This window comes from Halalkalibaculum sp. DA3122, assembly GCF_043951865.1.
Taxonomy (GTDB): Bacteria; Bacteroidota; Rhodothermia; order Balneolales; family Balneolaceae; genus JAMQKA01.
The window spans coordinates 87,585-112,854 of the sequence record NZ_JBINJF010000012.1; the positions used below are offsets into that span (position 1 = coordinate 87,585).

Sequence of the window (25,270 nt, forward strand, 5' to 3'; positions counted from 1 at the left end):
ATTTCAATTTAATATGTATAGTATTGAAGGAATAGTCCCCCCAATGATTACTCCACTTCTAAATGAAGATGCATTGGACCATAAAGGAATAGAGAAGTTGGTAGATCATCTCATTTCCGGAGGAGTAAATGGTTTGTTTCTTCTGGGGACTACAGGTGAGAGCCCAAGTTTGACGCAATCATTGCGCTTTGAATTATTAGAGACTGCTTGTAACAGGGTAAATGGCCGTATCCCTGTTTTAGTAGGACTCATGGATACTTCTTACAAGGAGTCCGTTGATGTGGCAGAAAAAGCAAAGGAATTAGGCGTAAAAGCAGTGGTACTGGCCCCTCCAAGTTTTTATAAAATAAATCAGGAGGAGCTGTACAATCTGGTTGTTAATATGCTTGATGATATTTCCTTACCAATGTATTTGTACAATAATCCTGGTGTTACGCAAGCCTCTTTTGACTTGGAAACGGTGGGTAAACTGTTAACAAGAGAGGAAATCCTGGGAATTAAGGACAGCTCGGGAGATATGAAATACTACCAGCAATTGATGGAGTACACGCAGGATTCAAATACTGCTTTGTATATGGGACCGGAAGAATTATTAATGGAGTCACTGCTTTTGGGCGGTAACGGAGGAATTCCAGGGGGAGCTAATATTTTTCCAGAATTATATGTCAACATGTATAAATCTGCATCATCTGGAGATTTGAAAAGGGCACTGGTATTACAGCGAGAGATTATGAAAATAAGCAAAGTTGTATATAGCGGAGCTGGTTATGGAGCCGGTAATGTGATTAATGGTATTAAATGTGCGCTCAAAAGCCTGGATATTTGTAATGATTATGTTGCCAAACCTCTAAGTCAAGTTGATGCTGAGAAGGCAGAAAAAATCGAGAATTTAGTTGGTACTATACTGACAACTGTGGAAGATTTGGAAACTGAGGTCGAAAAATAAATTAACCCACCTAATAAAATGTCTGATTCATATTTCATAGGCTGCGATGTTGGTACGGGGTCAGCAAGGATTGGCATTTTTAATCAGATGGGAAAAATGGTAGCTATGCATTCTCATCCGATTAAGATGTGGCGTCCCAGAGCAGACTTTGTTGAGCAGTCTTCCGATGATATATGGGATGCCTGTTGTAGGTCAATAAAGGAGGTGCTTAATAAAAGCGATATCAGACCCAAACAGGTAAAGGGTGTAGGCTTCGATGCGACTTGCTCATTAGTGGCTTTAGGAGAATATGACAAACCAATACCGGTAAGCCCAGATGGACCGGATCATCAAAATGTAATGGTGTGGATGGATCACAGGGCAAGTAAAGAAGCTGATGAGATTAATAATACCAATCAAGAAGTACTCCGCTATGTGGGTGGGACCATCAGTCCGGAAATGGAAACCCCTAAGCTACTGTGGTTAAAAAGGAATAATCCGGATACCTGGAGTAAGGCAACCAGATTTTTTGACTTGGCTGACTATTTGGTGTATAGAGCTACCGGAACTGATGTAAGATCGGTATGTACGACGACGTGCAAATGGACCTATCTGGCTCATGAAGACCCGGTTTCAGAGGACAATGTAGGCAGGTGGGACAATAGCTATTTCAGGGAAATAGGGCTGGAAGATTTGACAGATGAAGAATATGACAGAATTGGGAGAATAGTTAAACCTGTAGGTGATTCTGTTGGTAACGGTCTTACCGAAGAGTCAGCCTTGCAAATGGGCCTGCGACCAACTACGTCCGTAGGAGTTTCCATTATAGACGCCCATGCAGGCGGGTTGGGACTTTTGGGAATGGAATTGGAGCAAGATGGACATGAAGGCAACAAACTGAAGTTGGAAGATCGTATTGCCTTGATCGGAGGTACCTCCAGCTGCCATATGGCTGTTTCTCAGGAACCTAAGTTCCTTGATGGTGTTTGGGGGCCTTATTATTCTGCTATGATACCGAAGATGTGGTTGAATGAGGGTGGACAATCTGCTACCGGGGCTTTAATAGATCATATCATTTTTTCATCGGATAAATCGGAAACGTTAAAAGAGATTTCTGAGGAAGAGGATAAAACGGTTTATGAAGTACTTAATGAAAAGCTATATGAGTTAGCAGAAGAAAGGAACTTCGATGATGTTGGAATGCTCACGAGGGACCTCCATGTGTTGCCCTATTTCCACGGAAACCGATCACCCAGAGCGGATCCTTCCCTGCTTGGCAGTATTTGTGGATTGCGCTTGTCGAATACTATAGAAGACCTGGCACTTAAATATTTGGCCACCATCCAGGCCATAGCCTATGGTACCTGTCACATTATTGAGACTATGAATAATAATGGGTATTCAATTGCGAAAATAATGGCCACAGGCGGGGGAACGAAAAATGACCTGTTTCTGAAAGAACATGCAGATATATGCAGATGTGATATTATACTACCCAGGGAGAGAGAAGCGGTTTTGCTGGGCGGTGCTGTTTTGGGTTCTGTTGCCTCAGGACATTACACGTCTGTTACTAAAGCCATGGTGGAGATGAATCATGCGGGAAGAAAAATCACTCCTGATAATAATGGCGTGCAAGCATATCACGATGCTAAATATGAGGTGTTCCTGAAGATGTATGATGACGAAATTTCTTATTTCAACATTATGGATCAGAAATTGCAGAAAGCATAAAGACAATTTAAAACAACGAGTTCAACTATGTCTGAAGTAACAATTTCAAAGACGATGGAACCGCACCAGAGATTAATCGGATCACAGCCGAAAGTAGGAATACGACCCGTTATTGATGGCAGGGAAGGAGGGGTTCGTGAGTCAATGGAAAATCAAACCATGAATATGGCTAAACGAGCGGCTGAGTTTGTATCTGCGAATGTGACCCATTCCAATGGTCTGCCGGTTGAATGCGTTATTGCGGATACCTGTATCGGAGGGGTGGCTGAATCGGCTCAGGCAGCCACGAAATTTGAGGAAGAAGGTGTTGGTTTGACATTAACCGTTACCCCATGTTGGTGTTATGGTTCAGAAACGATGGACATGGATCCGTTGCGACCGAAGGCCATTTGGGGTTTCAATGGAAGTGAGCGCCCCGGTGCCGTGTATCTGGCGGCAACTAAAGCGGCACATGATCAGAAAGGGTTGCCCGTATTCAGCATTTATGGGAGCGAAGTACAGGATAAAGATGACGAAACAATACCGGAAGATGTCCAGGAGAAAATTTTACGATTTGTAAAAGCTGGATTAACAGTCGCCCAGATTAAAGGTAAATCATACCTCTCTATTGGTTCCGTCTCAATGGGTATAGCCGGATCTATGATACAGCAGGATTTTTTTGAAGACTACTTGGGAATGCGGTGTGAGTCGGTCGACATGTCGGAACTGACTAGGCGTATTCAAGAAGAGATTTATGATAAAGAGGAGTTTGAACTGGCCATGCAATGGGTGCAGCTGTACTGTGAAGAAGGAGAGGATATAAATCCTGCCGATAAGCAGTTTAGTCGAGAGCAAAAAGATAAAATATGGGAGACCGTTGTAAAGATGACACTCATTATTCGGGATCTGATGGTTGGCAATCCCAGCCTGGAAGATATGGGCTATGGAGAAGAAGCGCTGGGCCATAATGCAATTGCTTCCGGTTTCCAGGGACAACGCCAGTGGACCGATCATTTTCCAAATGGTGATTTCTCAGAAGCGATATTGAATTCCTCGTTTGACTGGAATGGAATCAGGCAACCCTACATCGTGGCTACGGAAAATGATACGCTGAATGCTGTTTGTATGCTGTTTGGTCACCTGTTGACTAATCGGGCTCAAATTTTCGGAGATATTCGTACTTATTGGAGTCCTGATTCTGTAAAAAGGGTAACAGGTAAAGAATTATCAGGAAAGGCCCAAAATGGGATTATTCATTTTCTTAACTCTGGATCGGCTACGCTGGATGGAACCGGCCGACAAACGAAAAATGGAGATCCGGTCATGAAACCATATTGGGAAATTGACCCGGAAGAGGCCGAGGCCTGCCTGGAAGCAACTCGATGGTGTCCTGCGAACCAGGAATATTTCAGAGGTGGAGGTTTCTCCTCTCAATTTCTTACAAAAGGCGAAATGCCGGTAACCATGACGCGGATTAACATTATAAAGGGACTGGGACCGGTTTTACAGATTGCTGAAGGATTTGCTGTGAACATAGATCCTGATATTCATGAAACATTGAACAGGAGAACCGACCCGACCTGGCCAACCACATGGTTTGTACCAAACCTGACAGGGACCGACGTCTTTAATGATGTGTATTCAGTAATGAATAACTGGGGGGCCAATCACGGAGTTTTGAGCTACGGCCATGTTGGCGATGAATTTATTACGCTCGCTTCCATGCTTCGAATTCCTGTAGCCATGCATAATGTGCCAAGAGAGCGCATTTATAGACCGAGTGCATGGGCGGCTTACGGTACTAAAGACTTAGAGAGTGCCGACTTCCGGGCATGCAAAGGATTTGGTCCATTATATGAGAAATCGTAAATAGTTAGTTATACAATTCTTATAGATAACCCTTCCCTCCAACTAATATCCCTTATTCCCTAACGAAACTCTCAACCCCTTGATTGGGATTGGGAGTATTTTGTATAGAAGATCATTTCTGATATATTTGCAACGAATTAGCGGTCACCATTTTGTTCTGAAACAAATCAATCTATTATATTGCATCAATTTTTTTATTATTGCGAATATTACGATTTGAGTTTTTTAGTTAGGTTAAATCTTTAATAAAAAGATAAAGATTGTCCACCCGTTAGTACTTTTTAATAATCGGTGATCTTACCTTTAAAACCTTTTTGTGTACGGTATTTAGTATCTTATGAGTAAAAATGTATCAATAAAGACTATTGCAAAGGAATCAGGATATTCAGCAACGACCGTATCGAGGGTAATTAATGGCCATACAAAAAAGTATAGAATTAGTGATGAGGCCAAAGAAAAAATTTTAAAGATAGCCAAAGAGTATAATTACAAGGCCAATCCTGTAGCGGTTAATCTTAGGCTTAAAAAAAGTTATACTATTGGCTTGGTTATTCCCAGCCTGGATAATCCTTTTTTTGTAAATGTAACAAGTTTGTTAAACAGGGAGCTTACTAAAAGGGGGTATAATATTATCCTTACTGAGAGCTATGATGAACCGGGGACAGAAAAGGAAATGATTATGCAGCTTTTAGAACGGAATGTGGATGGCGTTTTATTAATACCTAGTCAAGGAAATACAGAAAATGTAGAATTGTTAGAAGAAACAATAAGTAGTGGCGTTCCCATACTTTGCATTGATAGGTATATTAAAAATTCAAAAATTCCTTTTATAACGACTGATAACCAATATGGTGCTTATATAGGGGTAAAACACCTTATTGAAAATGGGCATAAGAAGATTGCTTGTATTCAAGGTCTGCCGGACTCTACTCCAAGTGAGGATCGGAAAAAGGGATACTTGTCAGCCTTAGATGAATTCGATTTAGAGCCTTTTTATATCGGAGGTGATGAATTTAGCTACATGTGTGGCTATAGGGAAACCCAAATATTGTTACAAAAAAAAGATCTACCCACTGCAATTTTTGCAATGAGTAGTAACATAGCACTCGGTGTGATGAAGGCGGTTGAAGAGAATGGTTATTCGATACCAGAAGATTTATCTATTGTAGGGTTTGATAATTATGAATTTCTAGATCATATTAAAGTACCTTTAACTAGCATAGCTCAGCCTATAGATGAGATTAGTCATATTGCAGTTAAGGTGTTGCTCGATTATGTAGATGGGAAAATGGATGATTCCGACTGGGAAAACCCAAGTTTGAAACCCAGTATGATTCTGAGGGATTCGGTATTAGATTTGACTAGTTAACAAATTTTTTTTAGTCTGTATAGCACAAACGATTGAGCAGGTGGTGAAAATAGTGGGATTTTTCTATATATCCTACCGAAAATTAAATGTTAATTTTTTTATTCAAATGCACAAACGATTGTGCATTTGAATAGTTGTTATTTTCGTTCTTTTTTTAAATATAAATAGCACAATCGATTGTGCTATTTATAGAATCTGCTAACGGGATAAATCAAAAATCAGTAATAATATGAAAAGGCTACTACTAATATTCGGGATTATGTTATGGAGTTACTCTCAGTTGTGGGGGCAAACAGTATCTGGACAAATCACTGATCAAAGCAATGGTGATCCATTACCAGGGGTAAATGTGGTCGTGAAAAACAGTACAACAGGTACAGCAACCAATTCTGAGGGTAACTATGAGCTTGAAGTTCGGAGTCTTCAGGATACACTTGTTGTATCATTTGTCGGATTTGAAAGAAAGGAAATACCCATTGATGGTCGCACCACAATTAATATTCAACTTGTACCGCGCGTTTATGAGGGAGATGAATTGGTTGTAAGTGGATATCAGGTTCAACGAAAAGTGGATGTTACGGGTGCTGTATCAATTGCGGAAACAGAAGACTTTGAGAATAGTCCTACAAGTAATCCAATAAAATCACTTCAAGGTAGTGTCCCAGGATTATTTATTAATACAAATGGGGATCCAGCAGGAGGAGCAGAAGTCAGAGTACGGGGCGTTAGTACACTTAATAATAATGATCCTCTCTACGTAATTGATGGTGTGCCAACCAAGCAAAGTGCTTTTGATATACTTAATCCAAATGATATTGAATCAATACAGGTACTTAAGGATGCAGCTTCAGCATCGATTTATGGGGCAAGGGCTTCAAATGGTGTTATAGTTGTGACCACCAAACAGGCGGAAGAGAATGCATTTCAGGTCGATTATAGCTCGAAATTTACTCATTCTGCCTATACTACTAAGCCAAGTATGTTGGATACAAAAGGTCGTGCAAGAGTACAGTGGCAAGCTACAGTAAATGATGGTGGTGATCCTGATGAGATCCCAATTGTGGAATATGATTGGGAGAGAAAATCGGATGGAACAGCAGTTCTGAATAGTATAACTATACCAGAATATATCACCGAAGGTGTGCCAACAGCTAATACCGATTGGTTTGAGGCAATGACCAGAGACGGTTTTATACAGGAGCATAATCTTTCAGTATCAACCGGAGGAGAAAGAGGAGGGGCTGTACTTTCCTTGAGATACTACAAGGATGAATACATAATGAAATTTAACAATTATGAGAAAGTGTCCGCCCGTATCAATTCACACCATAATTTTTTAGATGGAGATATAAAAATTGGAGAAAATCTGACCATTTCTAATGGTGTGGACAATGGATATGGCGGTGTGCCATTTGCTAATGCATGGCAAATAAGACCAATGTTACCTGTTAGAACAGAAGATGGTAGCTATTCTGGTCCAGTCACAGGAGATTTTGTAGATCAGGAAAACCCTGTAATGCTGTTAGATTACAACCAATGGGACAAAACGGGATCAGTAAATATGTTTGGAAATGTCTATGCAGATATCTCTTTACTGGAAAACTTGACCATGAGTAACTCTTTTGGGATAGACTGGATTAATAGTCACAGTAGGGATATACAGAGAACGTTTAATACTGGTTTTATTAGTCGTGAAACAAATTCTTTAGAGAACTTTAAAAGCGAATCGTTCAACTGGAATTTAAGTTCCACGTTACAATATGATCTTCAGTTAAACAATCACAATACTACATTTTTAGCTGGTGTCGAGGCTACAAGAAATCAGTATTCTAACAACTTTTCTTATCGTGAAGATTTTGCAGTAGAGACAGAAAACTATATGGTGGAAAATGCTGGAAGTGGTAGGCAAAGCGTTGGTGGTTCTAGAACTGGTTCAGCACTACTATCTTATTTCGGTAAGATAAACTATGTCTTCAATAATAAATACTTAGCATCAGCTACTTTTCGTTATGATGGTTCATCCAGATTCGGTAGTAATAACAGGTACGGGACGTTCCCTTCATTATCAGCTGGTTGGAGATTGGGTAATGAGAGTTTTATAAGTAACAACCTTCAGGTTATATCTGAGTTAAAGTTCAGAGCCTCTTGGGGCGTTACGGGTAATCAAGAGATATCGGATATAGCTAGGTATACGATATATAGAACTCACTATGGTGAAGATGCAGTAGCATTTAATTCAAGCAATGGTACTGCTTATGATTTGAACGGAGCAGACTCAGGTCCTTTGCCTTCTGGATTTCGTAAGACTCAGACTGGAAATAGTAATTTAAAGTGGGAGGAGACCGAAGAGTTTAATCTAGGACTGGATTTTGGATTATTTGAAGATAAATTAACAGGATCCATTGATGTTTTTGAACGTAACACAGAAGATATCTTAATATCTCCTGATTATATAGCAGTTAGAGGAGAGGGAGGTAACCGTTTCGTCAATGGAGCCTCAGTTGAGACAACTGGTGCAGAATTTTTTATCGAATATAGAAATCAAGCCGGGGAATTTAATTATTCGATCAGGGGTAATGTTGGCCACTACAAGGATAAGATAACAGAATTACCAGCAGATGTAGTAGATTCATATCCTGGAAATTCTGAAAAAACAATTTTGGGCCAATCAATGAATTCCCATTTTGGATATGTATATGACGGGATCTTCCAAAACCAGCAGGAGGTTGATGAACATGCAGATCAGACTGGTAAGGGAGTTGGGAGGATACGTTACAAGGATTTAAATGGTGATGGTGTCATTACTCCTCTGGATCAAAAATATTTGGGCACCTCAACAGCGGATTATGAGTACGGTCTTAATCTTCAAGCTAGTTATAAAAAATTCGATGTTAGAGTTTTCTTACAGGGTGTGCTAGGTCGTGAAGTATATAACCAGTTTAAGAGGCGGACGGATTTTGCTTCATTATGGGCCGGTACAAATTATGGTACACGCATGTTAGATGCCTGGACTCCATCAAATAGAGATACTTTTATTCCTGCAGCCACTTTAACTGATAGTAATAATGAAGGGCGTGTTTCAACCTATTTTATTGACAATGGTTCTTACCTAAAACTCAGGCAGATCAGTCTTGGCTACACTCCCAATAATTTTCTTGGCACAAGAAGTATAAGACTATTTGTTACTGGTGAAAATCTTTTAACAGTAAAAGATAATTCAGGTATTGATGCTTTTACAGCACCAGATCCTGAGGATCCAAGTATAGGTTTACCACGACCTCGTAAAGTTTCTGTGGGAATTAATTTGTCCTTTTAACAAAAAAAATTTTAAGAAAATGGAAAAGTTAAGAATACTTTTATTTGTAGTCTCAGCAAGTCTCTTAATAGTTTCATGTAATGATTTTCTCGAGGTTGAACCTAAGGGTGCTTTAAGTGAAGAGAACCTAAGTAACCCACAAGGTGCAGAGAAATTGGTAAACGCAGCGTATGCCTCGTTGGGGAATGACCATTGGTTTGAGCCCTATACGAGTATGTGGCCTTATGGCAGTGTCAGGTCTGATAATTCCTATAAGGGAGGTCTCGGCACTGCAGACCAAGGTGGGTACCACGATTATGAAGTTTTCTCATCAATTCGTACTGACCAGAACAAAGCCAACAGAATGTGGAATAGGTTGTACATTGCAGTACAAAGAACCAATTCTGCTCTTAGTCGGATCAATAATCTCAGCGAGAGCGAGTTCCCTCTTAAGACTCGCAGGCAAGCAGAAATGAGATTTTTGAGAGGTCACTTTCATTTTCTGCTAAAAATACTATTTAAGAGGATACCGTACGTAGATGAATCAATACCTTCTGATAGTCTAAAAAATGTTTCCAATGTTAAATATTCTAATAATGAACTTTGGAATAAGATTGCAGAAGATTTTCAATTCGCGGTAGACAACCTTCCTCCTACTGTAGACCAAGTAGGAAGGCCAAATGAAATCGTAGCTAAAGCTTATCTAGCAAAGGTTCGTTTATATCAAGCTTATGAGCAAAATGAACAACATAATGTAGTAAATATTAATAGTGATAGATTACAAGAGGTAGTTGATCTTACTAACGATGTAATCAATTCAGGACAGTATTCATTGTTCGACGACTACGCGAAAAACTTTTTATGGTCCTTTGAAAATGGTTCTGAATCTGTCTATGCGGTACAACGATCGGTTGATGATGGTACTCCAGTTGGTAGAATTGATATGTCAACAGCTTTAAATTATCCAATGTATGAAGAATATGGATGCTGTTCTTTTCACAGACCTAGTCAAAATCTTGTGAATGCCTTTCAAACTGACGAGGAAGGAATCCCAAAGTTTAATACTTATAACAATATAGTCATGAGGGATTCAGCCGATTTCAAAGAAAATACATTTGATCCTCGCTTAGATCATACGGTTGGAATACAGAGTCACCCATACAAATATCAAACAGATGTTATTTATGACTTTAGTGAATTTACGAGAGGCCCTCAACTATATGGTCCCTACTCTGCTATGAAAGAGGTTCAACAAGTGGATTGTCCTTGTCTAGCAGGGTCAATTGCATATGAATACCCTGCAAGTTCAAAGAATAATGATATAATCAGGTACGCTGATGTATTATTATGGAAAGCTGAAGCTTTAATTGAATTGGGACGACATGATGAAGCTCTACCAATTATTAATCAAATAAGATCTCGCGCAAGTAATAGTAAAGAAAGACTTAAATATGATGATGGGGAGTATGCTTCAAACTATGAGATAGATACATACGAGCCGGGAGTAAATATTAACTGGACTCAGGAAAATGCACGTAAGGCACTACGATGGGAGAGACGCCTTGAGTTCGCTATGGAGGGAGTTCGCTTCTTCGATCTTGTCAGATGGGGCATCGCTGCAGAAGTGTTAAATGAATACTTCGCAGAGGAACAGAATCGTGCTTCTTACCTCGAGAATGCTCATTTCACAAAAAATCGGGATGAGTACCTTCCTATTCCTCTTCAACAGATTGATTTTAGCGAAGGAGTTTATGAGCAAAACTATGGGTGGAACTAGTGTTGTTACATTCACTAAACAAATCATAGTTGTTATAAACTGAATTTATTTCCGTGCCCATTAATAACTCTTAGCCTTGATGGGCACGGATTAAATTCCATTCATAGACAAACTACTATCCGTATGGAAGAAAATATTGTAGTTATTGGCAGTGCTAATGTCGATATGGTTGTAAAAACTGATGAATTTCCCAAACCTGGAGAAACAATCATAGGTGGGCGATTTTTCAAATTTGCAGGTGGTAAAGGCGCGAATCAAGCTGTATCCGCTGCAAGATTAGGTGGAAATGTAACATTTATATGTAAAGTCGGTGATGACGATTTAGGTCGAAGCTCAATTGAAAATTATAAAGAAGAGGGTATAAATACCGATAATATCTTAATTGATAATGAAGAACCTACCGGTGTTGCTTTAATCACAGTAAACAAGAAGGGGGAAAACAAAATAGTTGTCGCACCAGGAGCTAATTCTACCCTTACCGTTAATGAAATTGAGCAGCTGAGCGACCTGATCTCCAGTGCTAGTGTTATTGTTTTGCAGCTTGAAATACCATTGGAAATAATAGGACAAGTATTAACCATTGCAAAGCAGAATGACACGAGAGTAATTTTAAATCCAGCTCCTGCTCAAAAATTGCCTAACTCATATTATAAAGGGTTATATCTAATTACTCCAAATGAAACTGAAGTTGAGCAATTAACAGGAGTAAGAATAACGGATCAAAGTACAGCTAATGAAGCAGCTAATAAGTTTAGGGATATGGGGATACAGAATGTAGTTATCACGCTGGGTGAGAAGGGGGCATTTTTGTCAGCAGGAGAATACAGTGAATTTGTTTCTGCACCGCAAGTGAATGTTAAAGATACAACTGCTGCAGGCGATGTTTTCAATGGCGCTTTGGCTGTAGCACTTACAGAAAAAAGATCATGGAAAGAAGCTATTGTATTCGCTTGCAAAGCAGCTGCTTTGTCAGTCACAAAGAATGGTGCTCAGAGTTCAGTGCCTACTGTAACTGAGATTGAGACGCTAACCAATGGTCAAATTGATGACCGGTAATTAACAATAACTAAATATTTCATACATGTTTATCATCGATAGCTATGCGGTGGCCGTTATATTTTGTTTCGTCACCATGTTGTGTTGGGGATCTTGGGGAAACACAGAAAAGTTGGCAATAAAATCATGGCCTTATCAACTTTATTATTGGGATTATACGATTGGGGTACTTCTGTTTTCTTTAATATTTGGGTTGACCTTGGGGACAATGGGAAGTGAGGGACGAAGCTTTTTTGCAGATTTGGCTCAGGCAGACTGGTCAGCGTTGGGTTCTGCATTTCTAGGTGGAGTCGTATTTAACCTTGCAAATATACTGTTAGTGGTAGCGATTGATTTAGCAGGAATGGCCGTAGCATTTCCAGTAGGTATCGGGTTGGCCCTGGTTATAGGTGTTTTTATTAACTACTTGGCCTCTCCAATAGGGGATCCTGTTATACTATTTGCAGGAGTTGGTCTTGTGACTGTGGCGATAATATTAGATGCACTTGCTTATAATAGAGTCGAAAAGACCCATAGTTCGGCTAAAGGGATTATAATTTCTGTACTATGTGGGATATTAATGGGATTGTTCTATCGGTTTGTGGCTGCTGGGGTGTCATTAAATTATACCAATCCTGAACCGGGTTTAATGACTCCGTATGGTGCAGTTTTTATCTTTTCTGTTGGCGTTTTTGTATCCAATTTTCTCTGGAACACCTATTTCATGTACCGTCCAGTCTCTGGCGAACCCGTTTCCTACAAACAATACTTTAAGGATGGGAATAGCCGATTACACATGGTTGGGATATTAGGAGGTGCAATTTGGTGTCTAGGAATGGGTTTTAATTTGTTGGCACCTGAAAAAGCTGGATTTGCAATATCATACGGCCTAGGTCAGGGGGCAACGATGGTAGCTGCAGCTTGGGGCGTATTCATTTGGGATGAGTTTGAAGATGCACCACAAGGTACTAATAAACTCATCGGACTCATGTTTCTATGTTTTATTATTGGCTTGGGGCTCATCATTATTAGTCGATTATAAAACATACGGGGGGTACTTCACTCCAACAATTAATCTACTTCACATAATATCTGAAAATTTAAAATCATAGATGATGTTCAAATATTTCTTAATTGTTTTTCTGGTATTTATCGGGATACCAGATATTAGTAACTGTCAGAACAAGGAAAAACCGGTTTCAGTAATTTTTGATAGTGATATGGGGCCAGACTACGATGACGTTGGGGCTCTTGCTTTACTCCATGCGTTAGCGGACAGTGGAGAAGCAAAAATTCTAGCTACTGTAGGAAGTAACCGTTATTCCCAAATAGCGGAAGTTTTTGATGTGATTAACACCTACTTCGGTCATCCAGATCTACCAATAGGGGTTCCAAGGGGGGCTAGTGTAGAGATGAAAGATTGGCAGGGCTGGTCAAATGTAATAGTATCTAAATATCAACATGATGTGAATTCAAATGAAGACGTCTACGGAGCGGTAGAGTTATACCGAAAGATACTGAGTAAACAGACTGACAATAGCATTAATATCGTCACTGTCGGTTTTTTGACAAATATGGCTGATCTACTGGAGTCAAAACCTGATAAATACTCAGAATTAAATGGTAGGCAACTCGTGGCCAAGAAGGTTAATAAATTAGTTAGTATGGCAGGTAAGTTTCCTTCCGGTAAAGAATTCAATGTGATAAAAGATATACCTGCATCAGACTATGTATTCGAAAACTGGCCAACTGAAATAGTTTTAAGTGGATTTGGGATAGGTAATAAAATCAAAACAGGGATACCTCTGATTGAAAATAAAAATATTGAAAGTAGCCCAATTAAGGATGTATATAGTATTTGCATACCAAAATCAGAAGGTGATAAGAATGGGCGAAGTAGCTGGGATCAAACTGCAGTATTAGTAGCTGTTCGAGGGGCCGACCCGTATTATCATAAAGTACCTGGTCAAATTACTCTAAATCATGAGGGGGAAAACGAATGGATAGCATCCGAGGGAAGCCATTATTATCTGGTTGAGACCAAGCCTGTTGAATATATGCAAGTTTTGATAAATGAATTGATGCAGCATCAGGGTGAATAATTACTAAAACAAAACTCTAGTTGATATGATAAGTCTTTTGAAAACCATTCTAATTGTATTGCTACAACTGTATTTATTCCCCTATGGGTCATTTTCGCAGGATCATGAAAGTCCAACTCCTACTCCAATTATTTTCGATAGTGATATGGGTGCCGACTATGATGATGTAGGGGCTTTAGCTATGCTACATGCTTTAGCTGATAGTGGGGAAGCCGAAATATTGGCAACAATTGCAAGCAATCGGCAACCTGAAAAGGCAGAAATTTTTGATGTAATTAACACATACTTTGAGCATCCTGATATGCCAATCGGTATCCCACGAGGGATAGCTGTAGAAAGGAAGGATTTCAGAGGGTGGGGACGAGTATTAGTTAAAAAATTTCCTCACGATATCAAAACAAATGATGATGTCCCAGGAGCAGTAGAGTTATATCGTAGAGTTCTTAGTAAACAACCCGATAAGAGTGTTACTATAGTAACGGTAGGTTTTTTTACAAATATGGCTAAGCTACTGATATCCAAACCAGACAAATATTCTGAATTAAATGGGAAAGAATTAGTTTCGCAAAAGGTAAAAAAAATGGTCAGCATGGCTGGTGAATATCCAAGTGGTAAAGAACACAATATTTTAATGGATGTACCAGCAACAGATTTTGTACTAGAGCACTGGCCAACCGAAATTATATTTAGTGGATTTAAAATTGGTGAAAAAGTTAAGACGGGAATTCCTCTTATTAAAAATGAAAATATTCAGAATAGCCCAGTAAAGGAAGCTTATGTTATTAGCATTCCGCAACAACCTCAGGATAAGAATGGACGAAGTAGTTGGGATCAAACTGCAGTATTAGTAGCTGTTCGAGGGGCCGACCCGTACTATCATAAAGTACCTGGTAGGAACGTCGTCAATTCTAATGGAGAGAATAAGTGGGATTATTCTGGATCTGGTCATTACTACATCGTGGAAAAGGAATCTTCAAGTCACGTACAAACAATCATTGATAACCTCATGCAACATCAACCATAACAGAATAAGTGTAGCTCCCTATCAAATATTCCGGAAAGTTCAAAAAATAAAGAAACGATTATGCATTTAACTCAAATACACAAGGATAGTACACTACAAGAAGCTTTTTTAAAAAGGTCAATAAATTTAGTTGGTTTAATAATTTTTTCCATTACGCTTTATAGTTGCTCTTCTAACGCACATAATACTCAACAAGAGAATAATAGACCCGATGATGAGCAAAAAATACGGGTTTTATTTGACAGTGACACTAATAATGAGATAGATGATCAACATGCCTTGGCCTATCTATTATTTAATGGAGATAGATTTGATGTTGAAGGGGTAACTGTAAATTCAACTAAAAAGCCGGATGTTGCTCTAGACTATGCTGAGGCAAAACGAATTTTAAAGCTGTGTAAATCGTATGACGAAATCCCATTAAAGGAGGGTGCGGACAGTAGATTTATAGATATAAAAGACCAAGTTAATGATGCAGATTTTGAAGGATCATCAGCAGTTAATTTTATCATTGAAAGAGCTATGGCAGAGGAAAAAGAAGAGCTTACTCTTTTAGCTGTAGGAAAGCTAACAAATATTGCACTTGCTCTAAAAAAAGAACCGGAAATTACATCGAATGCCAAAGTGGTTTGGCTTGGTTCAAATTACCCTGAACCCGGTGAACATAATCAAGATGCTGATACAACAGCAATGAATTATGTTCTCAATTCAGATATACCCTTTGAAATGGTTACTGTTCGTTATGGTAAACCCTCGGGTACCGATGCTGTTAAAGTAACAAAAGCACAAATATTGAATAGAATGTCAGGGATGGGCCCTAAAATATCTCAACCAATAGAGGGACGTCATGGCGGGATGTTTGATAATTTTGGTGACTATTCCATTAATTTATTCAAAAATTATGAAATGGATGGTGATCCACCATCTAGACCACTATATGATATGGCAGCTGTTGCAATTGTTAAAAACCCAAATTGGGCTGAATCAAAGGAAATACCAGCGCCCATATTGATAGATAATAAATGGGTGGATAGGCCTGATAATGAGAGAAAAATTACTGTGTGGGAAAATTTCCATATATATGCAATTATGAGCGATTATTTTGAAACAATGAAAAATCCGGTGATTGAAAATAGTAACAAATAAGTAAAGATCGTTATAGTCTTAAATTTCTTAACACATAAGCATTTTCCCATATAATATCCCCTTCCTTGCCCACTATGCTTCTTGAATGAAGATAGTGGGCTTAGTACTTTTTATTGTTTCTAAAGTTCAGATAACCGACTGAAGATCGTTTGCATTTTTCTCTTTCAGGGGCTTAGAAAGGAAATTTGAAAGAGATTGTCCAACTTGTGGCCCTACAAATGATTTTTGCCTAATCCGCAAGGTTAAGCAATTAAAGCTCAGCCGCATTTTTTGCTCAGTCCTTTGCCCGTTTTTTTAACTCTTCTCCAGTATCTATTGACTGTATATGGTTTATGAACTTCCTTGATAGCGAAGTGCAAAATTGGTTATACATACTTCTCAAGCCTGCTTATAGTGGGCATGTATCATTTTTCAATATCACGGGTGACGGGGATTAATTTTTTATCCTGGAGTATTCCCCAAATTGTGTGTCAGAGTCAAACAAAAGTGAGTGTTAACTTAGCAATTCACAAAGCTCCCTCCAGTTAAACTGGCACTTCTACACTTTCTGTTTGAAATTTTCGTTCTCAAGAAAAATATGTAAGTTAATTGTATGAAAACTCTTACCATAAACATACCGAATACTGCTGATATAGATGACAAAGAGGCTAAGATGGCCCTTGCATCCAAACTGTATGAGAGAGGCAGACTTACTTTGGGGCAGGCAGCAGAACTGGCAGGATACAGTAAAGAAACTTTTATGGAATTGCTGGCTGAATATAATGTTTCTGTCATAAACTACTCACCTGAGGAACTTGATGAAGATATAGACAATGCCCGACGCCATAGTCTCTGATACAAGTTGCTTAATTCTATTCTACAAAATTGGTGAGCTCGAACTTCTTAAAAACGTTTTTGGGAATATCCTTGTCACTGAAATAGTTTCAAAAGAGTTTAAAAAGGAACTTCCTGAATGGGTAGAAATTGTCCCTCTCCAATCAAATCTACATAAAGGACTATCCAGTGTACTTGATCCCGGAGAAGCCACAAGTATTGCGTTGGCCACTGAACATGACAATTCATTATTAATCATTGATGAAGTTAAAGGACGGAAAGTGGCCAGGGAAATGGGAATTCAAATTACCGGTACATTAGGTGTTTTAATAACTGCAAAAGAGAAAGGATATATTAAAGCAGTGAAACCTATTATTGATAAAATGGAAAAGACCAATTTCCGGGTTTCTGATGCACTGCTGCAAAAAGTACTGGAAAAGGTGGATGAGGCTTAACTCTGATATCAAAACTCATAATGCCGGACAACATCTTCAAAACGAGTTACTTTTTTAACCTTGGAAGCATCAAATAAATAGGGTTCTACATTTTTTGCCACTGCTAATCTGCTCTTCCAAGTCGTAAAAACTCATACTCCGTAAAATCAGTTTTTTTAAATGTTTAATTTATGGATCAAAAGTAGCGCTATATTTTGACATCCAAAAGATATGATTCATAAATCCATCGTCATCTGGTTGGCTTTGCGAATCTCATCGTAAAAACTGTTTCGCTTCTTGAACAATTTTTCAAAATACTCGATTTGCCGGTCCCGGTAGTCGTAAATGATCGGTATCTGGTTTGACCGGGTGATCCGACCAATATACTGTATCAATTTGCCTTTAAAGGCAAACGGGTACACTAAGAACAAGCAGTCGAACCGGTCCACGTCAACACCTTCTCCAAAGAATTGGCCAGTTGATAACACAATCTGAAAATGACCGGCCTGTATCTGTTTCATCTTGGACTGCTGGCTTCCTTTGGAGTCATCTCCACTCAGGGTGATCGTTTCAAACCGCTCCTTCAGGTACAGGTTCAATACTTCGATATGCGATTTCCGTTCGGTAAGCAGCAGTACCGTCTTCTTTTGGTCAATCACATCTGCCAGGTCACCCACAATTAACTGATTTCGTGCAGTGTCGTGTACAAGAATCCGGGAGAGTATTTCATAGTCGTCAATACGGTAATCGAAGGGGGCCTTAAGACCTGTTTCCCTGATGTTGATCTGAACCGTAGAAGGTTTTTCATCATCCAGAAAATCAGCCGTAATTTTGGAAAGAATATTTCCTATGTAGACATAAATCAGATTCTCATCATTGTTCTTTCGCATAGGTGTAGCCGTAAGCCCATACAGGTAGTAGGAGCTAAAGCGAGTGATGGTTTCCCGGAACGTTTTGGCCGGAATGTGATGGCACTCGTCAACGATAATGGTTCCGAACGAATCCAGGATCTTGTCGCTTTCCTCGTTTTGTTTCAGCGTTTGAATCATCCCCACCGTGATATCCTTTCCCTGCTTTTTATGGGAACCGGAGAACTTCCCAATGTTTTTCTCGGGAATACCCAAAAACGACTCGATTCGCTCGACCCACTGGTCAAACAATTGCTTACGGTGTACGATGATCAGGGCCGGTTGCCGCTTGCGGGCGATGAGTTCAAGCCCCATAATCGTTTTACCGGATCCCGGTGGGGCCACGATAACTCCAAAATCCTTCTTTGAAGTCGGCTGCAGGGCTTTCTTTTGGTGAGGATACAGTTCAATGCTTGATTGAAAGGTCACTGGCGGTTTCTTCTGACGCCGATCTTCGATATGATAAGAAAGGTTCCCCTCTTTACAATAAGCAATTAAATCGGGAAGAAAGCCCCGGGGTATGATGATATTATTTTCCTCTTCCCCTATCAGATTGAAATACTTTTCCGTCTGCCAGGTACTTCGGCCCAGCTTCTTTTTTATGAGGTAGTCAGAATTGACAAAGTTTAACTGGTCTCGGATAAAATTGACAACCTCAGGGGGAATATTATCCCTGTTCAACCACACCTGATTATCCAGAACGATTTCCAATTCTCCTTCTGAAGAGTTGCCGGTTATAGTCGAAGAAGAGGATGAATTCTCGATTGAGGCGAATACTTGATCCAGCCGGGCAGGGGATACTTTTTGTATCTCTTCCAAAAACTTCCACTGGTCGCTGTAGGGCTGACCAGTATTGGGATTAATAAAACAGGTATTCCCCTCGGCCATCCATTTTTTATTCAGTGGAAGGGCAATGAGGTTGCCTAACCCTTTGCCTGAATGAGAATCTTGATTGGGAAACAGCCGGTCGAAACTCGCATCTTTTTCAAATTCAGAGAGAATACCGGCCTCCCGCAACAAATGGAAAGCAATTTTTCTGCTTTTCCACGCCGGACATGGTTGTTGGAAAAAGATCCACACGTGTCCACCGTTGCCGGAACGAGAACGTTCCAGATAGGCGGACATATTGTGCCGTTCACATACTTGTAAAAACTGCCGGCTATCCTCCATCCAGTTTTCCTTGTCAAAATCGGCGGCCAACAGCCAGGAGGTGTTATCCTTCAGTAAGGGATAGATGCCAATCGTTTCTTTGCCCGACAGGTGCTTTCGAATAACGGTAGGAGTAAGTGGAGCAAGCTCCTTGTGTTTGAAGTTCTGAAAGGTGCCACCCAGCGCCTTATGCTTTTCGTATCTCTCCCAATCCACATTATAGGCCGGCATGTATCCGTCGCGATCTTCATTTTCCCACCGGCGGGCGTAGATATCTTCCCGGCCTCTAAAAAGGGACTGGAACAGTTCAATATGCTGGTTGGATATCGCCATAGGTAACGATCAAAGATATCTCATTCTGCTTTTACAAGTTAATAAAATGGTCACTTGTACCTGTAGTGCAATAATTTATCTATAGTGAACTAAATTGGCGAGTCATGAAATAATGGAAGTTATACTATTGTTCATTAATTTATACCGTTCACGGAACGTGAACATGTATAGAAAATGAACAAATGGAAGCCGATATATTCCCCATAGCACAAGAAAACCTTGAGAAACTCACCCAATTTAAGCTAGAAATTGGGGAACGAGAGAAGTATATCCAAGATGAACATCAAGTTGATGCAATGGAAAAGGTAAAGCTCCATCTTCCTGATGAGACATTGGAGTTCTTTACAGAAATAAGGAAGGAGGTCCGAACCCACCAATTACCCAAAATTTATGAGTTGGCCAAGACCAATAAACCATTTCTGTTAATTGGAGGACAAATTTTTCCGAATATAAAAGAGAAGCTAAAAGACAAAGGGATTAACTGGATTGATGGTGCCGGTAACATGTACATCAGGACCGAAGATCACTTTCTTTATGTGGATCATAACGAGACATTCCATGTTAAAGTCGAAAGGGATCGCGCCTTTACTAAAACGGGATTGAAAGTAGTCTTTTTATTTCTTCTCGATGAAGACTGGATTCAAAAAACGTATAGAGAAATTGCCAAAGCTGCAGATGTAGCATTGGGAACGATTGGGTATGTCATCAATGGACTTAAGAAAAGAAAGTATCTAGTAAAAAAGGATGAAAAAAAATATCAGCTAGTACGTAAAGATGAATTAATTGATGAATGGATCGGTGCTTATGAAACAGAGCTAAAACCTAAGCTAGACAAGGGTTATTTTGCATTCATTGATGAAAAAGAGGCGGTTAATTGGGAAAAGATAGAGCTTGATGATCAAACAGTATGGGGTGGAGAAGCTGGTGCAGATTTACTTACTGGAATGTTAAGGCCTCAGACCCTGACTCTTTATACAACCCACACTAAAGGTAATATAATGAAGAAATTTAGATTAAAGCCTGACCCTAATGGTACGGTCCAGGTTTACGAGCCGTTCTGGAATATTGAAGAGAGAAAAGAGACTGCCCCTCCTTTGGCTATCTATGCAGACTTAATCTTGACGGGCGATGAACGCAATTTTAAAATAGCTGAAAAAATACACGGCGAGTTCATACAATATTAAGTTGGCCAATATCAATCAAGAAGTAGTAATATCCATGTATGTTTTTAAGGTGTCCAGACGATCACTTAATGCCGGTGAACTGATGTAGGCCTCGTACTGGTTAAGTTTATCTATCGAAATCCGATTCTTGATTTCGAGAATATTCCAACGAAGGTCTACGATATCAGCTGTTTCCTTTATTTCGTGATGAAGATATAGATAGTCGATCAAGGTTTTTTCGGGTTCGGCCATTGTGTACCGATTATTTTTCCATTCTTCAAGTCGGTATCCAAAGAATAGCGAAGGTTTTATGCGGCGATAGGTAAACCTACCGACTGGCGTGTCGAATGAATTCGTTTTTAGTGTAGTGCAGGAGGTAATCTGAAATACACCTTCCGGGATAAAACCATAACGTGATAAAGCCGACTCCAGGGATACATAGGAAGGATGATACAGTTGGTTCGCCGTGTAGTACAGAAAAGGTTCATCGACTTCCTGATCCGAGAAACAGTAGTAGCGATTCCGCAGCTTTTGGATATAGCCTTTTTCTTGCCACTCTACCAGTCGGCGGCTATCAAATCCGGGGAAATGCTTCTCAATCTCCCGGATTGAAAAATTCGGAAAGGCTTTCATTTCTTGCCGGAATTCTGTGTAGTTCATCTCATTTGTTTCTGTTTTTTGTTAAAAATGACAATTTTTAGAAATATATGGAATAATAGCTGTGTTAGTTTTGTCTGTAGTTAGACAGATTGATTCAAATTTACGTCAAAAAATATCGCTTATTGACAATAATTTTATTTATGAATCCATCCTACTTTAAAAGGAATCAATTAAAAACTAATTTGTAACGCGTAACGTTACGCATTATATTGGGGTATGATAAAATCATTCAACGACAAGGAAACAGAGAAGGTCTTCAACAGAACCTACTCTAAAAAGTTGCCGGAGACGATTCAGCAGCGTGCCTTGCGAAAGCTTAGAATGATTGATGCTGCCGCTGATATCAATGATCTTCGCGTACCTCCAGGCAATCGTTTAGAAGCACTTGGAGGAGATCGCGAAGGCCAGCACAGCATTCGAATCAACAATCAATGGCGCATCTGTTTTACCTGGAGCCAGGGTGATGCATATGAAGTGGAGATCGTTGATTATCATTGACCTGACCAATAGACAAGAAGCCAAAGCCATGACTACAAAAAAACTAGATCCCATCCATCCCGGGGAAGTACTGCGGGAAGAGTTTATTGAACCAATGGGTATGAGCCAACGGGAATTCGCCGAAAAAATCGGGGTAACCCATACACGGCTCAACCAGATTGTTAACGAGAAACGGAGCATAACGGCCGATACCGCCCTGCGCCTGTCAAAGGCCCTGGGAACCACAGCTGAATTCTGGATGAATCTCCAAGCCCGGTACGACCTGGATCAGACCCGAGATGAATCCGGTAGCAAAATTGATAAAGAGGTACGCCCGTTGACTACTTCTTGATTAGATTCATAGACCAAAATTAATCATGTTTGAACAATACCAGATAAGTGTCCAATACAAGACGCGGGAACGGCAGATCCTAAACGCACTGCTTGCCCTGGCAACGGGCGTGCTCACCCTGGTCTATCCCAACTTCCTGTACCTGATTGCCGGAGGCTATTTGGTCGCCCTCGGATTACTGTTTATAGCATTTCGAATACCGTCATGGCTCTCAGCAGTGCCTATCGTAGCTGGTGTACTAATATTTATATTCCCTGAACTGATCCCGTTCACCTTTGCAACGTTCCTGGGACTGTTCGGTCTGCTGTTGCTGTTCTCCCTTGGCTTTGCGGCAACAGGTGTCATTACGCTGGTCATTGCGATCATGCTCTTTGCCAATCCCGGTTCGGTGGCATACCTGATTGCTATATTTTTACTGCTGTACGGTATTTCAAATCTTATCCGTTGGTATCGTGAATGGCAGAGTAATACAGCCTGATGATATAGTCACATTATTAAGGCGAAATTCCACACTTATATTTTACTTTACTGGATTAAAGTAAAATACGCTAATTCTTATTTTACCTTTTAACAAATAGATACACGGTTTCAAAAAGTTTAGTTATCATCATTTTTCAGTTTAATATCTGTTCATTAGTCTTTTTTAAATAGGCCATTACTTCATCCCATTTGTTGCGTCGCAGGCTGTATCTTTTCAGTGTACTTAGATTTATTTCATAATCATTTACGATATTGTTGTATATAGTCTTAAGCTCATTTCCCTGAAAAGCATTAAATAAAACCTCGTCTGCTACTAGGTCAACCATTACTTTCTCCAACTTAGGAACCTGGACTTCATTTACCATCATTAAGGGAGACTGACTAATTAGCGGACGGACTACTAAAGGGTTTTCTGAACTACCCAAATATTTCTGCACTTCATCTCTGCTGGGCTTAAGAAACACCTCGGAATCTTTTCGAATATCTTGTAGATAATAAAAAACCGATTCTTCCGTGTCTCGTTCTACATCAACGAGAGTAAAATATTTCGTGGGCAAATGCTGTGTAAAATTTAAAAGCCACTTTGTTGACCAAATACAATAGGTGAGGTATGGGAATTCATTATTGAGCTTAGAAGCAATTGTTTTTAACTCCTTGGATATTTCTGGCTTCCATTCCCTAATTTCTGATCCAAGCTTATATACACCTCTCTTTACTCTGCTAAGAATGCCTTTGTTATTTAACTCGTAAACACGCCACCTTAATGTGCTTCGGGGTAAGCTTGGTTCTTTTTCTTTATAAAATTGATATAACTCTTCTATTGAGACCGTTGTTTGGTCCCTAAATCGATTTTCTAATTCTTCTATATAGAAAGTTTCAGCCATGGTTATTTTCAAATTATTGTCAAATATGAGAATATTTTGACAATAATTTGATAGCTCTTGCAGCATGCGAGTTTAAATTTTCGCAAATAAGTCAACAAAACATTGACAAAAATTGATTTTTTTTAACCATTTGTTCATGAATAGTAATTGTTCACGGAACGTGAACACAGATCAGAAATGAACAAATGAATATAAGGACGATACATGTCAGTAAAGCTCAACTATGTGCAACGGTCTCCAGGTAAGGTTTAATAACAGTTCTAACACGACATATTTCAGCATATTCCAGAATTTCATTATAGCTGGCTTTTCTTTCTCTTATTCCGTTTTTAAGTGCTTCAATTGCAATATCCAATCCAATTTTATTCCGGAATTTAAAACAATCAGCAATCGTTTTTGCCGGGTTGTAAACGGAGACTATGTTTCCATCCAGGTTGTGTTTTTCTACACCATGATTCAAACTTGGACCAGAAAAACGATAGGTTTTTATGGGTGGATGTTTGAGTACAGGATCCCGGCTGGTTCGGGGTATAGCAATATGAACTTGATGGGGTATTGCTGTAGTCATATCATGAAAATCCAAGGCGGAAATTAGACATACTTTGGCTTGCGGAACTTTCTTTACCACTATAACCAGGCCAAGATGGGAAAGTGCTATTTCTTTTTCTATCAGTTTGTATATACCACGGTCAAGTTTCTCAACATAACCTTGATCGTGCATATGGTACAGCGTCCGGTTATGAATTCCTATTTCCTCTGCTTCGCTGGTTCGTAGTACACCACCGTGTTTTTTAAATAGTCTTATGGCCTCATCTATTTTGGATTCAGATACAGACATGAGGATAGAATTATGTATATTTATTCTTTAATGTATGCAATTCTATCCAACCAAGTAACTATTCATTTGTGAAATAGCCTCTTTTCTAATCGTTTTGAATAATTAGGGGATCAAAATAATCGATTTTCATAAATACTTTACCTAAAATGACCATAGCTTACTTTCTATTCATCTTGTTTTCTACTACTTAACCATTCTTCAATATCTGATCTCAACCAACCGACTGCATGACTTGAAATTTTAACTTTGGCTGGAAGTTGACCATCACCTTGCATTTTATATATTGTCGAAATGCTTATCGAAAGCATATTGGCCAGTTCTTTGGGCCTGATGATTCTACTTTCTGGTTTATTCCCATTCTCGGTTACATTCTGACTTTTAGAATTAATGGCATGTATAACTTCCTGTTTAAATTCTTCGAGTTCTTCTCGAATAACTTTTCTCACTGCTTGCTCAATGGTTTCCGTTAAATAAGTTTCTATGTTCATATCAAGATCTCCCAATTTTTTTTCAATTATCCATTCTGG

The 25,270-nt window shown here is 39.4% G+C and carries 22 protein-coding genes; 17 read left to right on the forward strand and 5 right to left on the reverse strand.

Going from position 1 to position 25,270, the window contains the following annotated elements:
- Positions 1–13: 13 nt before the first annotated feature.
- The 13 genes from ACG2F4_RS10110 (at position 14) to ACG2F4_RS10170 (ending at position 17,520) form a co-directional block, all read left to right on the forward strand.
- Positions 14–946: a dihydrodipicolinate synthase family protein gene (locus ACG2F4_RS10110; protein WP_395260360.1), complete on the forward strand. Its 933-nt coding sequence runs from the start codon at positions 14–16 to the stop codon at positions 944–946.
- Positions 947–964: 18 nt separating this feature from the next.
- Positions 965–2,656, forward strand: a complete 1,692-nt coding sequence (locus ACG2F4_RS10115) for an FGGY-family carbohydrate kinase (protein ID WP_395260362.1) — start codon at positions 965–967, stop codon at positions 2,654–2,656.
- Positions 2,657–2,683: 27 nt separating this feature from the next.
- On the forward strand, positions 2,684–4,504 hold the full coding sequence (locus ACG2F4_RS10120) for an L-fucose isomerase (protein WP_395260363.1): 1,821 nt from the start codon (positions 2,684–2,686) through the stop codon (positions 4,502–4,504).
- Positions 4,505–4,841: 337 nt separating this feature from the next.
- Positions 4,842–5,873: a LacI family DNA-binding transcriptional regulator gene (locus ACG2F4_RS10125; RefSeq protein ID WP_395260365.1), complete on the forward strand. Its 1,032-nt coding sequence runs from the start codon at positions 4,842–4,844 to the stop codon at positions 5,871–5,873.
- Positions 5,874–6,102: 229 nt separating this feature from the next.
- Positions 6,103–9,189 (forward strand): SusC/RagA family TonB-linked outer membrane protein, encoded by a 3,087-nt coding sequence (locus tag ACG2F4_RS10130; protein WP_395260366.1) that lies wholly within the window; start codon positions 6,103–6,105, stop codon positions 9,187–9,189.
- A 19-nt stretch (positions 9,190–9,208) separates the two neighbouring features.
- Positions 9,209–10,945, forward strand: coding sequence for a RagB/SusD family nutrient uptake outer membrane protein (locus tag ACG2F4_RS10135; RefSeq protein ID WP_395260368.1), 1,737 nt, complete (start codon positions 9,209–9,211; stop codon positions 10,943–10,945).
- A gap of 123 nt (positions 10,946–11,068) precedes the next feature.
- Positions 11,069–12,001 carry a ribokinase gene (rbsK, locus tag ACG2F4_RS10140; RefSeq protein WP_395260370.1) on the forward strand — a complete coding sequence of 311 codons (933 nt, stop codon included), beginning with the start codon at positions 11,069–11,071 and terminating at the stop codon, positions 11,999–12,001.
- 25 nt (positions 12,002–12,026) lie between these two features.
- Positions 12,027–13,022: a multidrug DMT transporter permease gene (locus ACG2F4_RS10145; protein ID WP_395260372.1), complete on the forward strand. Its 996-nt coding sequence runs from the start codon at positions 12,027–12,029 to the stop codon at positions 13,020–13,022.
- 70 nt (positions 13,023–13,092) lie between these two features.
- Positions 13,093–14,082 carry a nucleoside hydrolase gene (locus ACG2F4_RS10150; protein ID WP_395260374.1) on the forward strand — a complete coding sequence of 330 codons (990 nt, stop codon included), beginning with the start codon at positions 13,093–13,095 and terminating at the stop codon, positions 14,080–14,082.
- Positions 14,083–14,119: 37 nt separating this feature from the next.
- Positions 14,120–15,106 carry a nucleoside hydrolase gene (locus ACG2F4_RS10155; RefSeq protein ID WP_395260376.1) on the forward strand — a complete coding sequence of 329 codons (987 nt, stop codon included), beginning with the start codon at positions 14,120–14,122 and terminating at the stop codon, positions 15,104–15,106.
- Between the two features lie 60 nt (positions 15,107–15,166).
- Entirely contained in the window at positions 15,167–16,252 is a 1,086-nt protein-coding gene (locus tag ACG2F4_RS10160) for a nucleoside hydrolase (RefSeq protein WP_395260378.1), read from the forward strand.
- 592 nt (positions 16,253–16,844) lie between these two features.
- Positions 16,845–17,087 (forward strand): UPF0175 family protein, encoded by a 243-nt coding sequence (locus tag ACG2F4_RS10165; RefSeq protein WP_395260380.1) that lies wholly within the window; start codon positions 16,845–16,847, stop codon positions 17,085–17,087.
- On the forward strand, positions 17,065–17,520 hold the full coding sequence (locus ACG2F4_RS10170; protein ID WP_395260381.1) for a DUF3368 domain-containing protein: 456 nt from the start codon (positions 17,065–17,067) through the stop codon (positions 17,518–17,520). The genes ACG2F4_RS10165 and ACG2F4_RS10170 overlap by 23 nt, the downstream gene beginning before the upstream one ends.
- Before the next feature lie 215 nt (positions 17,521–17,735).
- On the opposite strand, the gene ACG2F4_RS10175 is transcribed toward ACG2F4_RS10170, so the two are convergent.
- Positions 17,736–19,889: a TOTE conflict system archaeo-eukaryotic primase domain-containing protein gene (locus ACG2F4_RS10175; protein WP_395260382.1), complete on the reverse strand. Its 2,154-nt coding sequence runs from the start codon at positions 19,887–19,889 to the stop codon at positions 17,736–17,738.
- Between the two features lie 182 nt (positions 19,890–20,071).
- Here ACG2F4_RS10175 and ACG2F4_RS10180 point away from each other — a divergent pair, with 182 nt between their 5' ends.
- Positions 20,072–21,073 carry a type IV toxin-antitoxin system AbiEi family antitoxin gene (locus tag ACG2F4_RS10180; RefSeq protein ID WP_395260384.1) on the forward strand — a complete coding sequence of 334 codons (1,002 nt, stop codon included), beginning with the start codon at positions 20,072–20,074 and terminating at the stop codon, positions 21,071–21,073.
- A gap of 15 nt (positions 21,074–21,088) precedes the next feature.
- Here ACG2F4_RS10180 and ACG2F4_RS10185 read toward each other — a convergent pair whose 3' ends face one another.
- Complete coding sequence (locus ACG2F4_RS10185) at positions 21,089–21,712, reverse strand: hypothetical protein (RefSeq protein WP_395260386.1); 624 nt, start codon at positions 21,710–21,712, stop codon at positions 21,089–21,091.
- Between the two features lie 216 nt (positions 21,713–21,928).
- On the opposite strand from ACG2F4_RS10185, the gene ACG2F4_RS10190 reads away from it, so the two are divergent.
- The 3 genes from ACG2F4_RS10190 to ACG2F4_RS10200 are packed head-to-tail and all read left to right on the forward strand — an operon-like array spanning position 21,929 to position 23,019.
- Positions 21,929–22,210 (forward strand): type II toxin-antitoxin system RelE/ParE family toxin, encoded by a 282-nt coding sequence (locus tag ACG2F4_RS10190; protein WP_395260388.1) that lies wholly within the window; start codon positions 21,929–21,931, stop codon positions 22,208–22,210.
- Positions 22,211–22,238: 28 nt separating this feature from the next.
- The gene (locus ACG2F4_RS10195; protein WP_395260391.1) at positions 22,239–22,541 is read left to right on the forward strand and encodes a HigA family addiction module antitoxin; all 303 of its coding nucleotides are present in this window, start codon (positions 22,239–22,241) and stop codon (positions 22,539–22,541) included.
- Positions 22,542–22,566: 25 nt separating this feature from the next.
- Entirely contained in the window at positions 22,567–23,019 is a 453-nt protein-coding gene (locus tag ACG2F4_RS10200; RefSeq protein WP_395260393.1) for a hypothetical protein, read from the forward strand.
- Positions 23,020–23,155: 136 nt separating this feature from the next.
- Here the strand turns inward: ACG2F4_RS10200 and ACG2F4_RS10205 are convergent, their stop codons facing one another.
- From ACG2F4_RS10205 to ACG2F4_RS10215, 3 genes are all read right to left on the reverse strand, one after another.
- Entirely contained in the window at positions 23,156–23,971 is an 816-nt protein-coding gene (locus ACG2F4_RS10205) for a DUF6577 family protein (protein ID WP_395260394.1), read from the reverse strand.
- A gap of 151 nt (positions 23,972–24,122) precedes the next feature.
- Positions 24,123–24,743 carry a type IV toxin-antitoxin system AbiEi family antitoxin domain-containing protein gene (locus ACG2F4_RS10210; RefSeq protein ID WP_395260396.1) on the reverse strand — a complete coding sequence of 207 codons (621 nt, stop codon included), beginning with the start codon at positions 24,741–24,743 and terminating at the stop codon, positions 24,123–24,125.
- A gap of 164 nt (positions 24,744–24,907) precedes the next feature.
- Positions 24,908–25,231, reverse strand: a complete 324-nt coding sequence (locus ACG2F4_RS10215; RefSeq protein WP_395260398.1) for a helix-turn-helix transcriptional regulator — start codon at positions 25,229–25,231, stop codon at positions 24,908–24,910.
- Positions 25,232–25,270: the final 39 nt, after the last annotated feature.